The organism is Myxococcales bacterium, from assembly GCA_016706225.1.
Lineage (GTDB): Bacteria > Myxococcota_A > Polyangia > Polyangiales > Polyangiaceae > JADJKB01.
This window is the reverse complement of record JADJKB010000005.1, coordinates 470,245-484,683: the sequence shown is the minus strand read 5'-3', so window position 1 is coordinate 484,683 and position 14,439 is coordinate 470,245. Positions and strand designations below refer to the sequence as shown.

The following is a 14,439-nucleotide window of genomic DNA, read 5'->3' as shown; positions in this document are numbered from 1 at the left end:
CAGTCGCGCGCTGACGCTCGGTAGGAAGTCGAGGTCCAAAATGTCAGAATCGGTCCTGGCCGACGTTGAACCACAACGTCGCCGTTTCCTGGTTTCCTGTCTGGGCGCGCTCGGGGTCGTCTACGGCGACATCGGAACGAGCCCACTGTACGCGCTTCGGGAGTGCTTCGCGGGCGGGCACCACCTGGCGGTGACCCGGGCCAACGTGCTCGGGGTGCTGTCGCTGGTGTTCTGGGCGCTGACCTTGATCGTCAGCACCAAGTACCTGGCGTACGTGCTCCGCGCCGACAACCGCGGGGAAGGGGGGGTGCTCGCGCTCATGGCTCTGGCCATGAACCGCCCGGGGATCCACAAAGCGAAGACTCCCATCGTGATCGCGTTGGGCCTGTTCGGCGCAGCGCTCTTGTACGGGGACGGCATGATCACTCCGGCGATCAGCGTGCTCTCCGCGGTCGAAGGCCTGGAGCTCGTGACCCCGCGCGCAACGAGCTGGGTGGTGCCGGGGACGATCCTCATCCTGATCGGTTTATTCGCGGCGCAGCGCGCGGGCACCGAGCGGGTCGGCGCCATCTTTGGTCCGATCATGTTTCTCTGGTTCGGGATCTTGGCGCTGCTCGGCCTGAGAGGCATCGCCCTTCACCCGCCCGTTCTGGCGGCGCTCTCTCCCCACCACGCTCTGGCCTTTTTTCGCCACAACGGCGCGACTGGTTTCCTCGTGCTGGGCTCGGTGTTCCTGGTGGTCACCGGCGGCGAGGCCCTCTACGCCGACATGGGGCACTTCGGGGCAGGGCCCATCCGACGCACCTGGCTCGTCTTCGTCTGGCCTGCGCTGATGCTGAACTACCTCGGGCAAGGCGCGCTGATCCTCACCACCCCAAGCGCACTCGCGAATCCCTTCTTCCGAGCGGCGCCGAGCTGGGCGCTGGTGCCCCTCGTGATCCTCGCCACCGCCGCAACGGTGATCGCGTCCCAGGCGATGATCTCCGGCGCGTTCTCCTTGACCCGCCAGGCGGTCATGCTTGGTTTCTGGCCGTGCGTGTAGGTGCTGCATATGTCGGCCAAACAGATTGGGCAAATCTACGTGCCGAGCACGAACTGGGTGCTCATGTTTGCCACGGTCGCCCTGGTGCTCGCATTTCGTTCGTCCAGCGCGCTGGCGTCCGCCTACGGCATCGCGGTGACGACGACCATGGTGATCACCGCCCTGCTCGCCTACGTCGTTGCGCGACGTCGCTGGGGGTGGAGTCGCACGAAGGCGCTCGGGCCGACCGCCGCGTTCTTGATCGTCGACCTGGCGTTCTTTGGCGCGAACGCCCTCAAGATCGAGCACGGCGGCTGGTTGCCTCTGGTCGTTGCCGCGGGCGTATTCGTGCTGATGACGACCTGGAAACGCGGGCGCGAGGTGCTGGGCGAGCGCATCTTCGCGCAGCTCGTGCCCGTCGACGACTTCTTGGAGCTGATGCGTGTGGAGCGACCGGAACGCGTACCCGGCACTGCCGTCTTCATGGCGAGCAACCAGGGCGCGACTCCCCCCGCCCTGATGACGAACTTCCTCCACAACCGGGTGGTGCACGAGCAAGTCATTCTGCTCACCGTCGTGATCACCGAGCGAGCGACCGAGACGGATGAAGCACGCACCGACATCTCGGACCTCCGCCTGGGTTTCACCCGAGTTGTGGTCCGGTATGGATTCAAAGAGGAGCCCGACGTACCCCAGCTCTTGCTCAAACACGGCCTGCTCAGCTTTGCGCCGGAGCACACCAGTTATTTCCTGGGACGTGAGACCGTGCTCGCCGAGGGGCGTGAGGGCATGTCCCGCTGGCGAGAGATGCTGTTTGCGTTCATGTCGGCGAACGCCCAGGGTGCGACGGCTTTCTTCAAGATCCCGCCGGATCGTGTGTTCGAGGTCGGTGCGCAGATCGCGCTCTAGATTGGAACTCGGCTTGACCGCCGCCTTCGGGTCAGAGTAGCCGTCTCCCCAGTGACCGACGCGGACTCGAAGGCGCCTCCAGGGCCGAAGGCCGACGCCAGCGCCGACGCCGAGGAACCTCGGCCGTCGGACGAAGCCGCGGAACCCGAGGCGCAGACCCAGCCGCTGGTGCAGGCAGACGCCGACCCGGCCTCGGCAGCCGAGGCCATACGTGTCTCCGAACCGGAGCCTGTCACGCTCTCCGAACCCGAACCCGAACCGGAACCCGAACCCGTGCCGGCACCGGCGCGCTCGTCCGTTCCCAACGCCGGCGAGGCGGCAACCGCCTCCGCTCGGGTCTCCGAGCCCGAGCTGGCGCGCGCGGAGGAGCCCGCCGTTTCCGAAGAGGAACCGGCGACGATCTCCGAACCCGAACCAGCTACCGTGTCGGCGCCGCCGAAGCCGACCGAGACAGTTCCTGAGCCGGTCCCGAAGCTCGAGACCGATGCCGCCGCCGAGACCGAGGCCGTCACCGATCGTGAGCCCGAGAAGCTCGTCGAGCCCACGGAGGCTCCAACGGCCGAGCCCGAGCCCGCAACGACCGAGCCAGTGGCTCGCAGCTCCGAACCGGAGTCTGCGTCGCGCTCCGAGCCTCCGGCACGCCCTCGCCGAGCACCGAAGACCGAGGCCGAACCCACGAAGCCCAAGGCCGAGCCCAAGAAGGCCGCGAGCTCAGCGCGAGCCGATAAGCCGCCGGCGCCGCCGAAGAGCCGACCCACCCACGGACCCGTCAGCCTGCGCGACGCTCCGGCAGGGGGCCACGGTCGGCTCGGGCCGCTCGCGCTTGCCGCGCTGGGCGTCGTGTATGGCGACATCGGCACGAGCCCGCTCTACGCACTTCGCGAGTGTTTCCACGGCGAACACGCCATCGCAGCAACCCGCGGCAACGTGCTCGGCGTGCTGTCCTTGATGGCCTGGGCGCTGGTGATCGTGGTCACGCTGAAATACCTGATCTACGTGCTGAGGGCCGACAACCGCGGTGAAGGGGGCGAGCTCGCGTTGATGGCGCTCGCCCTCTCCAGCATCAAGGGCAAGCTCGGGCCGAAGCTGGTGGTCGTGCTGGGCATCTTCGGCGCTTCGTTGCTGTACGGCGACGGCATGATCACCCCGGCGATTTCCGTGCTCAGCGCCATCGAGGGTCTGGAGGTCGCGGCGCCCGCATCCAAGCAGTTCGTGATCCCGGCGACGATCGTGATCCTGATTGGTCTGTTCATGATCCAGAAGCGCGGGACGGCAGGCATCGGAGCCGTCTTCGGCCCGGTCATGCTGATCTGGTTCAGTGTGCTCGCCACCGTCGGCACCGTTCATATCTTCGGGCACCCCAGCGTGCTCCAGGCGCTCAGCCCACACCACGCGGTGCGGTTCATGCTGGTGAACAAGACGGAAGGCTTCCTGGTGCTCGGCGCCGTGTTCTTGGTCGTCACCGGGGGTGAGGCGCTCTACGCGGACATGGGGCACTTCGGCCGACGTCCGATCCAGGTGACCTGGATCTTCTTCGTCGGCCCGGCACTCTTGCTGACCTACTTCGGGCAGGGCGCGCTCTTGCTCGAGAACCCCGCAGCCGCCTCGAACCCGTTTTATCGCTCGCTGCCGTCCTGGGCGCTCTACCCCATGCTGGGCTTGGCGACGATGGCCACCATCATCGCGTCGCAGGCCGTGATCTCCGGCGCGTTCTCCTACACCCGCCAGGGAATGATGCTGGGGTTCTGGCCGCGCATCGAGGTCAAGCACACCTCGTCCACGCAGATCGGCCAGATCTACGTGCCGGCGATCAACTGGATGCTCATGTTCTCCACGATCGCGTTGGTGCTCGGCTTCGGCTCGTCGTCGAAGTTGGCGGCGGCGTACGGTACCGCAGTGACGACCACGATGGTGATCACCACCCTGCTCGCCTACGTGGTGGCGCGCCACCGCTGGGGCTGGAGCGCACCGGCCGCGGTCAGCCTGACGTTGGGTCTGTTGGTCGTCGATCTGGCGTTCTGGGGCGCGCAGCTCGTGAAGATCCCCCATGGCGGCTGGGTCCCGTTGGTGATCGCCGGCGGGGTTTTTGCGCTGATGACCACCTGGAAGGACGGCCGGGTACTGCTCGGCACGCGCATGCGCGAGCGGATCATCCCACTCGCGGACTTCTTCGAGCTGATCCTCATCGAACGCCCCGCTCGTGTGCCCGGCACCGCGGTCTTCATGACCAGCAACGCCGACGGCGCGCCGCCGGCCCTGCTCCAGAACTTCACGCACAACCGCGTGGTTCACCAGCAAGTGATCCTGTTGACGGTGGTCACGACCGAGCAGCCTCGCGTGATGCCGGACGAGCGTGTCACGGTCGAGGATCTGCCCCAGGGGTTCCGGCGCGTCGTGGCGCGCTACGGGTTCATGGAGCAGCCGGACATTCCGCAGCTGCTCGAGGAGCGCCACCTCGAAGACTGGTCCCTCGAACACACGACCTTCTTCCTGGGCCGGGAGACCCTGCTCGCAACCAAGCGCGAGGGCATGGCGCTCTGGCGGGAGCATCTCTTCGCTTTCATGAGCCGAAACTCCCAGCGCGCCTCGACGTTCTTCAACGTCCCGTCGGATCGCGTGATGGAGGTCGGTTCGCAGATCGAGCTGTAGGCAACGCCCCTACCCCGCACGCCCGGAAGTCTTTCGCCCGCCTCGAGCGTAAGATGGACACGCAGTCGGTCGTTCGAGGCTGTGGAACGGGAGGACGTGGAGCATGTGGCGTGGAATACTGTTGGGACTTTCGCTGAGTTTGGCGGCCCTGCCAGCAGCCGCAGAAGCCAAGAGCGTGAAGGCCGCTCCCCAGCCGGCAGCCAAGACCGCCGCGCCGCCCAGGGCGCCCAGCCTGGCTGTGACGCCCATCCGCGCCGCTCGGAGCCGCACGGTCGAGGTGCTCTGGGGTGGGCAGTGGTGGGCCGCCGAGGTGATGGAGACCCGGGCCGGGCTGAGCCGCATCCACTACACCGGATGGGGCAACGAGTGGGACGAGTGGGTCGGACAAGAGCGACTGCGTGTGGCTCCGCCCCCGGCCGTCAAACGGCCTCCACTCCGGAGCGCCAGCGTTGGACAGAGACTCGAGGTCGAGTGGCACGGCAGCTGGTGGGCCGCCGAAGTGATCGCCTCGAAGAACGGCTTCTACAAGATCCACTACACGGGCTGGGGCAACGAGTGGGACGAGTGGGTCGAACTGCCACGCTTGCGCTCCGCAGCGGGCAAAACGACCCGAGGCTCCAGGTCGGTGCCCGAGATCGCCGGCGCGCCCAGCTGACTTCTTCGCAAGCATGAGCCACACGCGCGACGCGTCCGTGCGCGCTCAGTCGATGACCTTGAGGCCTTTGTCCCGGAGCGGCTGGATCACGCTGAGATCTCCCTCGGGCGTGCCCGCGACGTAGAGAAACTTCAGGGCCTTCATGTCCTTGAGCGCGCTGTAGTCCTTTACCTGTGTGCGCTGGATGCTGAGGCGCTCGAGCTTGGTGAGCTTGGCGAGGGGCGAGAGATCACGCACGGGGGTGTCGTCCAAGGCCAGCTCCGTCAGGTTCGTCAGACCGGCCAGGGGCGCGAGATTGGTGACCTGCGTGCGACCGAGATCGATGCGGTCGAGCTTCGTGAGCTTCTCGAGCGGCGAGAGGTCACTCACCTTGCTGATGCTGGCGCGGAGTGACTCGAGCTGTTTGAGCCCGGCCACCAGCGAGAGGTCATCCAGATCCCCCGGGCCCAGGAACAGCTCCTTCAGGTTCTTCGCGTAGGGAATGATGCAAGGGTCGAGCTGGTGCGTCTCCACCTGCGAGATGTTGAGGCTCTTGAGCTTGCCGAGGTCGGCCTGGGTGATGTCCCCCTCGGCCTTCGAGAGTTTCTTGCGCACCTCGGCCTCGACGGCTTTGTCGTCGAAGGCGACCGCCGGACCCTTGGGGCAGTCCGCCGCGCTCTTTTTTGGGTGAACCTTCTTCTCTTCTTTGGGTTTGTCGGCGCTCGGCGCGGGAGTCGGTGGGAGCGCGGCCGTCGCGGTCGCCGTTGGCTTCTGGGCTTCCGGTTTCTTCTCCTCGTCACAAGCCGAGACGAGAGCGAGCAGCGAGAACGCGAGGAACGAGCGCATCAGCATGGGGCGCACTCTACCGCGAGCCCGCGCCCGCGGGGTACCCCGAGCTTGCGCGGGCCGGGCAAGTGCGGGAGCTCAGCGGTACGCGCCTCGACGCGTCAATACGTCGACAAACAGCCCGAGTTCTTCGGCCGCCGAGAGCATCGGAGCGCTGGCCAAGACCGTGCCCGGCAACGACAACGTGACGCGGTCAGCGCAAATTGTGAGCTCGGCGCCCTCGCTCACGAGCCCCTTGACGAGTGCACGAGCCTCGCTCGGGACCACGTCGGAAAACGGGTCCACATCGATGAACTTCGCGTCGATCGGCGAGCGCGACCCGACGCTGAGCTCGACCTTCGCCTGAACTCCGCCCGGAGCCCAAGCCTGCGCCACGACGACCCGACGCCCGTCGAGCGCTCCTTCGACTCGAGGGCGCGCAGGCGCGAGCGCTCCTCCGAACGCGTCCGCCAGCTCCCGCCAGGGCGCGAGCTCGACGCCCGTCGGGCCCGGCAACGTCCGTGTGAGCTCGGGCAGCTTGCCCGCGATCGCGAGCGCGCTCGCCGCCAGGGCAAACACCGGTTCTGCAGTGAGTCCGGCGCCCGACGTCTCGAGCACCAGGCGCGTGTCGTCGAAGTAACGAACGCGGGCGCTGCCGATTTCTGGCTCGAGCCCGGCGACGAGCGCACGGACTTGTTCTTCGTCACGGCCTCGCACTCCAAAGCCTCCGCTTCCGAAGGCCACGCCTTCGGGGCCCCAAAACCGCGCGAGCACAGAGCCGGTCTCGCCCGTCAACTCGAGGCCGAGATCGGGTAGGTCGAGCTCGGCAACCAACCGTGAGTGACCGCCGGGGTGGTCGCGATACAGCGAGACATCGATGGCCCCCACCCGAGCTTCGAGCCGTTCGCCTTCCAGGTTCATGCCCGCCCGCTTGGCAACCACGGACCACACCGCCTGCACGCGGGCGTTTCCGACGGTGGGCGGCGCACTCATCAAACGCTTGCTGTCACTGGACTCGACGCTGCCGCGTGGCCGTACGACGATCGGCATCGACACGACGAGATCGGCGCCGAGCCGGCGCGTCACGGTGACGTCGAGCAACCACCAGATACGAAACGACCCGCTCTCGAAGGTCGGAAAGACATCCGGAACCCGGAGCGCGAAGGGGATCGGGTCCCCCTCTCGCAGCTCCGCCAACGGTAGGTCGATCTGCCACGAGCCGAAGGGGCCGCCGCGTTCCATTCCGTGCGCGTACTCGTGACCGGACAGCGCGACGCGAACGCCCGTGTAACGCGCGAAGGCGACGTTCCCGAGGGCCACGGCCCCGCGGATCACGTCGCCGGCCTGCACGACCCCGTCCGCGATGCTCACCTCGGCGTGGGGCTCTCGCTCCGCCGGGCCGTCGGGGGCGCTCGAGTAGAGCAACGGGCGCGGCGGCCCGGCGGCCTTGACGGGGGCGTGAACGACCGTGACCGTGAAGTTGCGATCGAGATCGAGCCACCACGGGATGGCGAGCTGGGCCCCGAGCACGTACGAGGCGTGCACGATCCGGCCATCGAAGCTCGGCGGCGCGTCCGGCGGCAGCTTGAAGCGGCAGCTGAAACGCCGGAGTCCCGGCTCGAGCTCACAGGGTCCGCTGAGCCGGGCCGACTGCGAGATCGGAACCCCGGACTCGGCGTGGCCTCGATCACCGACCGCCACCTGAACCTTGCCGCGCAAGGTGACGTCGAAGTGCTCGATGGGAACCGCACGCTCGATCTCGAGCTCGAAGCTGGCATCGAAATGTTCGCCGGGGTGGACGACGCGTGGGACCAGGACCCGGAGCTTCGGTCGCCGCTTGATGATCTTCATGTCACGCGCCCAAATCCGCTTCGCCCCGGCGGCCCCGCCTCAGGACCCCTTCGCCAGCGCCGCGAGGCACTCGTAGGCCGCATACTTGTAGCTCTCGGCCAGCGTTGGATAGTTGAACACCATCTCGATGAAGAGATCGACCGACGCTTGGCAGTGGAGCGCCGTCTGTCCGATGTGAACGAGCTCGGTCGCCCGCTCGCCGATCACATGCACGCCCACTACCCGCCGGCTGCTTCGCTCGACGACCAGCTTGGTGATGCCATCGAGGTCGCCGGTGATCTGCCCGCGCGCGTTGTTGTGATAGAGGGCCCGCCCGACCACGACGTCCAGACCCTTTTCCCGGGCGCTCGCCTCAGTCTCGCCGACCGCGCTCACTTCCGGGATGGTGTAGATGCCGTAGGGCACGATCTCGGCCACGGCTTGTTTGTAGTCGAAGCCGAACGCCTTGCAGATGGCGACCCGTCCCTGCTCCATGCTCGCCGACGCCAGCGCAGGAAATCCGATCACGTCCCCCGCCGCCAGCACACTCGGGGCGCTGGTGCGGTAGGCCGCGTCCACCTCCAAGTAGCCGCGTGGGTTCGGCTGCACGCCGACGCGCTCGAGGCGCAGCTTCTCGGTGTTACCGAGCCGTCCGGCCGCAAAGAGCAGGTACTCGGACTCGATACGCTCTCCGCCGAGCTCGACGACGATGCTCTGCCCGTCGCGGCTCACTTGGCTCCAGCGCTGCCCGAGCACCACACGAATGCCCATTCGCCCCATGGCCTCCCGCAGTCGCTCGACGATTTCGGGATCGAGGAACGGCAGGATTTCCGTGCGCGCGTCGATCAGGGTCACGTCGACTCCGAGCGCCGCAAACATGCTGGCGTACTCACAGCCAATCACCCCCCCTCCGAGCACGGTCAGCGACGTGGGGAGCTTCTGGATCCCGAGGATCTCGTCGCTGTCGTCGATCCCGGGATCATCGAAATCGATGTCGCTCGGGCGGTAGGGGCGGGAGCCCGTGGCGATGAGCACGAACTCACCACGCAAGCGCCGGCGTCCCTGGGGGCCCTCCACCACCACGGTGTGGGCGTCCTCGAAGCTGCCGTGACCCTGAACGTAGGTGACGCAGTGACGCTCGAGGTTGTCCCGAATCGATCGCGACGCCGCCTCCGCGATGGCGTTCTTGCGCGCGATCAGCGCGGGGATCGTCGCGTCCCGGGTGAGCTCCACCGCCACACCGTACAGGTTGCGGGCACGGTAACCGGAGATGTAGAGCGCGGTCTCGCGCAGTGTCTTGCTGGGCAGGGTCCCGGTGTGCACCGCAGCGCCGCCGGGCTCCGGCTCGGCCTCGATGACGGCGACTCGTTTGCCGAAGTACGCGGCCTGAGCAGCGCCCTTCTCCCCCGCCGGCCCGGAGCCGATCACGACCAGGTCGAAGGCTTCGAGGCTTTCGCTCCCCATGCGGACATCCTAGATCGAGTGGGTCATGTCCGCCGAGCCCATCATCGACGCCTGGGTCCAGCACCCCACGAGCGCGTTCATTCAGCACCCGATGTTCGCATCACTGCGCCGCTGGATGGGCGCCGGAGAAATCCCCGACAGCATCCCGCTCGAGCTCACGACCGGTGCCCTCGAGGCTGCCGGCGTTCAGCACGCGCTCATCTCCGCCTGGTTCGGGCCGACCGGAGCCTTGATCTCGAACGACGAGGTAGCAGCTGCCGTGCGCGCGCGACCGGACCTCCTGACCGGCATCGCGTCGGTGGATCTCGCTCGGCCGCTGGACGCAATCCGCGAGCTCCGGCGCGCGGTGCGCGAGCTGGGGCTCAAGGGCCTGCGCCTGCTGCCGTGGCTGTGGAACAAGCCGCCCAACGACCGCCTGTATTATCCGCTGTACGCGGAGTGTGTGGAGCTCGGCATCCCGTTCTGTTTGCAGGTCGGGCACACCGGACCGCTCGGTCCGTCCGAGCCGGGGCGGCCCATCCCGTACCTCGACCAGGTCGCGCTGGATTTTCCCGAGCTGACGATCGTCGGCGGGCACATCGGCTACCCGTGGCAAAACGAGATGATCGCCCTCGCAACCAAATACGAGAACGTCTACATCGACACGAGCGCCTACAAACCGAAGCGCTTTCCGCCGGAGCTCGTGGCGTTCCTCTCCGGGCACGGAAAGAGGAAGGTCCTGTTCGGCTCGAACTACCCGATGATCCTACCGGGCGACTGCTTGGCTCAGGTGGATACGCTCGGTCTCGACGCCGAGACGCGCCGCCTGTTCTTGCACGACAACGCCGCGCGGCTGTTCGGGTTGGGCTGAGGACGAGCTTCGAGGTGTGGGCCGAACCGCGCGCCTTTCAGCGCGTCCGCTCCACGTGGGAGCCGCTCGCGAACGACAGCGCCACGAGCACGAACGACGAGACCAACAGGCTTCCCAGGAGCACCAACCGTCGGCGCGCGCCGCCCCTGACCTTGGCGGAGGCGGTGGAGCGCGCCAGCTGCAGCAACGAACCGAAGTCCGCGAGATGACCCCACAGCCACCCGACTCGATGACCGTTCCGCGTCAGGAACCACTTGGCCTCGTACCACACGCAGTTGAGCAGAGCGACGGCCGCAATGGCCAAGCCCCAAATGGTCTCCACCTCCACTGGGCAAACCGTACCACCGCGCGCTCGGCACGCGAACATCGCAACCTTTTTCCGGTCATGCACGTTTCGGGCGAGCTCGGCTCGGCCCGCGTGCTCCCATGTCGCGGACGAAAACGACGCGCGCGACCCCGGTTCGGCATGCTACGAGTTTGGGCGGGCGCATCCCGACGATCGCCCTACAGGTCGAGCTGATGCCCTCCGTGACCTTGCCTGGCTGGACGCGCGGCTCGTTCACGCACTCCGGTTTCACGCGCGACACCCATCGCGCCGGGAGCGGACCCGGGGTGATCGTCGTGCACGAGATCCCGGGCATCACCCCCAACGTGATGAGCTTCGCCCGCGAGGTCGTCGATGCGGGATTCACCGTGGTGCTGCCGGATCTGATCGGCACACCCGGCAGAGCAGTGAGCTCCGCCTACAACGTCAGCTCGATGGCCAAGCTGTGTGTCGCCGCGGAGTTCTCCACCTGGGCCGCCAACCAGACCTCACCCATCGTGGCCTGGCTGCGCGCTCTCGGCGCCGAGCTTCACGCGGAGCTCGGCGGACCCGGAATCGGCGCGATTGGCATGTGTTTCAGCGGAGGCTTTGCCCTGGCGATGATGGTCGACGAACGCATGGTCGCACCCGTGCTCAGCCAACCTTCACTCCCCTTCGCCATCTCGAAGCGCCGCGGCGCCGACCTGAACCTGTCGCCCGCCGATCGCCTGGCGGTTCAGCGCCGCGCCAAAGACGGCTGCCAGGTGCTCGGCCTGCGCTTCAAGGGCGATCGCCTGGTCGGGACGCGTTTCGAGTCACTGAAGCGGCTCCTCGGCGATGCATTCATCGCCATCGAGCTCGAATCGCAGAACGTGACCGACCACTCCGTGCTCACCGAGCACCGGGACGAGGCGAGTGTGGCGCGCGTCTTGGATTTTTTCCGGGAGAAACTGCTGACCCCGACTTGAGAATAACGCACGTCAGTCGTCACCGAAACGAGGTAAGCTCCCAACTCTCATGCCCAACTTCGAGGACGTGAGCCCCAACGCGGCCGAGGTCGAGGCGGCGCTTCGCGGGCGCAGCAGTACCCCCTCCACTGCCGAGCCAACTGAACGCGTCGTGGCCATCCTGGTGAGCGGGCGCGGCGTCGAGCGCTCGACCTGGACCGACGACGCCGAGGTCAGCGAAGACGACTTCGAGCGCTTGCTCGACGAGCAACCCCCGCCGCCCGACGTGAACGATTTGAATGGCGAGCGGTTTCGCTCACTCGATCCGCAATCCCGCTCCGCCAAGATCCAGCGCTGCACCGAGTGTCAGTTTCGTGTAGCCGACGACCACGGATTCGTGCGCCCCTGCAACGTCTGCGGCGGCAAGCAACGCACGGTTTCCGTGAAGGTCATCTTCGGCGAGGACAAACTGCGCCACTTCGCCCGCATCTTCTTGCCCGAGCTGACGTACAGGTTGCGCGAGCCCCTCACTCAGTTCTTCAAGGCCCGCACGAGTGTGCCCGATCTGTTGACCCTGGATCTGACCGAAGATTTCGAGACGGCCGATGCCTACCGAGGCCGCCGCTCCCGCGGTGAGATCCACGGGCATCGCGCGGACGCCGCCCTCGCCCAGGCGAAAAACTACGTCGAGCGAGTGACTCGCCTACCCTCGCTGCTCGCGGTGCAGGCGGCGGCGTTCGCCTGGCCATTGGTAGTCGGCGGCGCCGCCGAAACCAGCTTCGCAGTCGTCAAGGACGAACACGGCGGAGTACACGTCCTGTCGTGATCAGGGGATCCGCACGCTGACCTTCGTGGTTACGTCACGGGACGCCACGAGACCGCCAGCGCGCATGCGCAGCAGAGCCTCCGCGATGCAATCGGAGGCGGCCTCTCCACTCTCGTCCGGCGGCGCTACGCCGGCCGCGAGCACTTCACCCTTCGAACCGAGGTACGCGGTCGCCATGAAACCCGACGGCAGCCCCTTGCGACAGGCACGCGTTGCGTAGCCTGCCTGGCGCGCAAACAGCGTCGCGCGCGGCGGCGACAGGACCCGCGGAGCCTCCGCGGCCTCGACCTCGAATGATGTCTCGGCCAGGCCCTCACCACTCTTCGGTCGCGGCCAGCGGCGGCTCTTGACCAGCTCGAGCACACACGTCTCGGCGTCGCGATCGCCGAGGGTCGTGTCCTTCAGGTAGGCCCAGCGCACCTTGCCCTGTTTGTCGACCCGCATGCGCACGCTCACCCGGCCGCCGATGGCACTCAGGCGCTCCGTCGCCCGCTCGACGCAGTCGATGAACCGAGGTTGCAGCTCCGCGAGCTTCGCCTCGACGCCATCCTGGCTCATGCCGCCAATCTCGGACTCGAGGGACAGGGGCCCTGGCAGGACGTGCACCTCGGCCTCCTCCGCCTCGCTCACGCTGGGCTCCCTCGCGACGGGCGGCGGCGCGCTGGCGCAGGCGCCAAGGACCATGACCAGCCCCACCAACCCGAATTTCTTGCGCTCTCCCATCAACTCTCAGCGGGAAGACACCCCCAGTCGGTGCGCCTTGCAGCGAGACGGCACTTTTCGGCCGTTTGCCGGCATTTATCGGCCACCCGGGTGCAGGAAGCTTGGAGGTTTCGTGGAGACGCCATCCGAGGTCTTGGCGAGCGCGGCGAAACGCGGCACATAGCCCCCGTCATGAAGTCCAAAGTCGCCATCGTCCGCACGTCGCCGAAGACCGTCCTCGAGGACTACCACCGCCTGATGAACCTGGCGGACTACCAGGAGGTCGTCGACAAGACCGCGGACACCGGGCTGAAGGTCAACATCTCGTGGCACTTCTTCTACCCCGGGTCGTCGACCACGCCGTGGCAGCTCGAAGGTGTGATTCGCGCCATGAAGAAGGACGGTTACTCCAGTGACCTGATCCACGCCTGCCACAACCGCACCGTCGTCATCGATGCACACCTGGGTGAGCGCGAGAACAAGCAGATCGACGTGGTCGAAGCCCACGGCCTCCGCAACGTGCATCTCTACGAGGGCGAAGACTGGATCGACGTGCGCGACGCGGTCGGCGACCTGACCAAGAAGTTCCTGTGCCTGAACGAGGTCTACCCGAAGGGCTTCAGCATCCCGAAGCGTTTCATCGGCGAGAACATCATCCACTTGCCGACGGTCAAGACCCACATCTTCACGACCACGACGGGCGCGATGAAGAACGCCTTCGGCGGGCTGTTGAACGAACACCGTCACTGGACCCACCCGGTCATCCACGAGACGCTGGTCGATCTGTTGATGATCCAGAAGAAGATCCACCGCGGGGTGTTCGCCGTGATGGACGGCACCTTCGTCGGTGATGGACCAGGTCCGCGCTGCATGATCCCGCACGTCAAGAACGTGCTGCTCGCCAGCTCCGATCAGGTGGCCATCGACGCCGTGGCCGCCAAGCTGATGGGCATGGACCCGATGCGCGACCTCAAGTTCGTGCGTCTGGCCCACGAGCAGGGGCTGGGCGTCGGGGATCCGCGGGACATCGAGATCGTGGGCGACGTCGACGCCGCCAAGGAGAACTGGCACTTCGACGGCCCGTTCAAGAACATGACCTTTGCCAGCAAAAACCAGCACCGCATCTACTGGGGCCCACTCAAGAAGCCGGTCGAGTGGTCACTCAAGACCTGGCTCGCGCCGTGGGCCTACGTGGCGAGCGTCGCGTACCACGATCTGTTCTGGTACCCGTACTACGGCAAGAAGCGCGTCGAGGACACACTGCGCAGTGACTGGGGCAGGTTGTTCGCCAACTGGGGCGACGTGAAACCCGACGCGGACGGGCGCGGTTACCCCGACGTGGGGGAAGAGCACGCCGAGCTGGTGCGGACGGGCCTGGCCCATTTCGCCGAGGGCATGCGCCTGGTCGGCATGGCCGTGGCAGAGAGCCCGGAGAACCTCGCGCGCAAGCGCCGCGCTGCGCACCCGCGCGCTTAGCG

Annotated in this window: 11 protein-coding genes and 1 pseudogene; 7 read left to right on the top strand and 5 right to left on the bottom strand. The window is 66.9% G+C overall.

Annotation, left to right across the window (positions count from 1 at the left end; all coding sequences use genetic code 11):
- Nucleotides 1–40 precede the first annotated feature (40 nt).
- The 3 genes and pseudogenes from IPI67_09915 to IPI67_09905 all read left to right on the top strand — a co-directional run bounded on the left by IPI67_09915 (nt 41) and on the right by IPI67_09905 (nt 5,234).
- Nucleotides 41–1,930: pseudogene (locus IPI67_09915) on the top strand (potassium transporter Kup).
- A gap of 588 nt (nt 1,931–2,518) precedes the next feature.
- Nucleotides 2,519–4,579, top strand: coding sequence for a KUP/HAK/KT family potassium transporter (locus IPI67_09910; protein MBK7580507.1), 2,061 nt, complete (start codon nt 2,519–2,521; stop codon nt 4,577–4,579).
- A gap of 103 nt (nt 4,580–4,682) precedes the next feature.
- The gene (locus IPI67_09905) at nt 4,683–5,234 is read left to right on the top strand and encodes a hypothetical protein (GenBank protein MBK7580506.1); all 552 of its coding nucleotides are present in this window, start codon (nt 4,683–4,685) and stop codon (nt 5,232–5,234) included.
- A gap of 45 nt (nt 5,235–5,279) precedes the next feature.
- Here the strand turns inward: IPI67_09905 and IPI67_09900 are convergent, their stop codons facing one another.
- The 3 genes from IPI67_09900 to sthA form a co-directional block, all read right to left on the bottom strand.
- Nucleotides 5,280–6,065: a leucine-rich repeat domain-containing protein gene (locus tag IPI67_09900; protein ID MBK7580505.1), complete on the bottom strand. Its 786-nt coding sequence runs from the start codon at nt 6,063–6,065 to the stop codon at nt 5,280–5,282.
- A 72-nt stretch (nt 6,066–6,137) separates the two neighbouring features.
- Nucleotides 6,138–7,889: a hypothetical protein gene (locus IPI67_09895; protein MBK7580504.1), complete on the bottom strand. Its 1,752-nt coding sequence runs from the start codon at nt 7,887–7,889 to the stop codon at nt 6,138–6,140.
- 39 nt (nt 7,890–7,928) lie between these two features.
- Nucleotides 7,929–9,332: a Si-specific NAD(P)(+) transhydrogenase gene (gene sthA, locus IPI67_09890; protein MBK7580503.1), complete on the bottom strand. Its 1,404-nt coding sequence runs from the start codon at nt 9,330–9,332 to the stop codon at nt 7,929–7,931.
- Between the two features lie 25 nt (nt 9,333–9,357).
- Here sthA and IPI67_09885 point away from each other — a divergent pair, with 25 nt between their 5' ends.
- Nucleotides 9,358–10,182, top strand: coding sequence for an amidohydrolase (locus IPI67_09885; protein MBK7580502.1), 825 nt, complete (start codon nt 9,358–9,360; stop codon nt 10,180–10,182).
- A gap of 37 nt (nt 10,183–10,219) precedes the next feature.
- Here the strand turns inward: IPI67_09885 and IPI67_09880 are convergent, their stop codons facing one another.
- Nucleotides 10,220–10,510 carry a hypothetical protein gene (locus IPI67_09880; protein ID MBK7580501.1) on the bottom strand — a complete coding sequence of 97 codons (291 nt, stop codon included), beginning with the start codon at nt 10,508–10,510 and terminating at the stop codon, nt 10,220–10,222.
- A 191-nt stretch (nt 10,511–10,701) separates the two neighbouring features.
- Here IPI67_09880 and IPI67_09875 point away from each other — a divergent pair, with 191 nt between their 5' ends.
- Entirely contained in the window at nt 10,702–11,454 is a 753-nt protein-coding gene (locus IPI67_09875; GenBank protein ID MBK7580500.1) for a dienelactone hydrolase family protein, read from the top strand.
- Nucleotides 11,455–11,503: 49 nt separating this feature from the next.
- Complete coding sequence (locus tag IPI67_09870) at nt 11,504–12,259, top strand: hypothetical protein (GenBank protein MBK7580499.1); 756 nt, start codon at nt 11,504–11,506, stop codon at nt 12,257–12,259.
- Here the strand turns inward: IPI67_09870 and IPI67_09865 are convergent, their stop codons facing one another.
- Nucleotides 12,260–12,982 carry an AgmX/PglI C-terminal domain-containing protein gene (locus IPI67_09865; protein MBK7580498.1) on the bottom strand — a complete coding sequence of 241 codons (723 nt, stop codon included), beginning with the start codon at nt 12,980–12,982 and terminating at the stop codon, nt 12,260–12,262. It lies immediately after the preceding gene.
- Between the two features lie 171 nt (nt 12,983–13,153).
- On the opposite strand from IPI67_09865, the gene IPI67_09860 reads away from it, so the two are divergent.
- A complete protein-coding gene (locus IPI67_09860) occupies nt 13,154–14,437 on the top strand; it encodes a DUF362 domain-containing protein (GenBank protein MBK7580497.1) in 1,284 nt (427 codons plus the stop codon).
- The last annotated feature ends 2 nt before the right edge of the window (nt 14,438–14,439 follow it).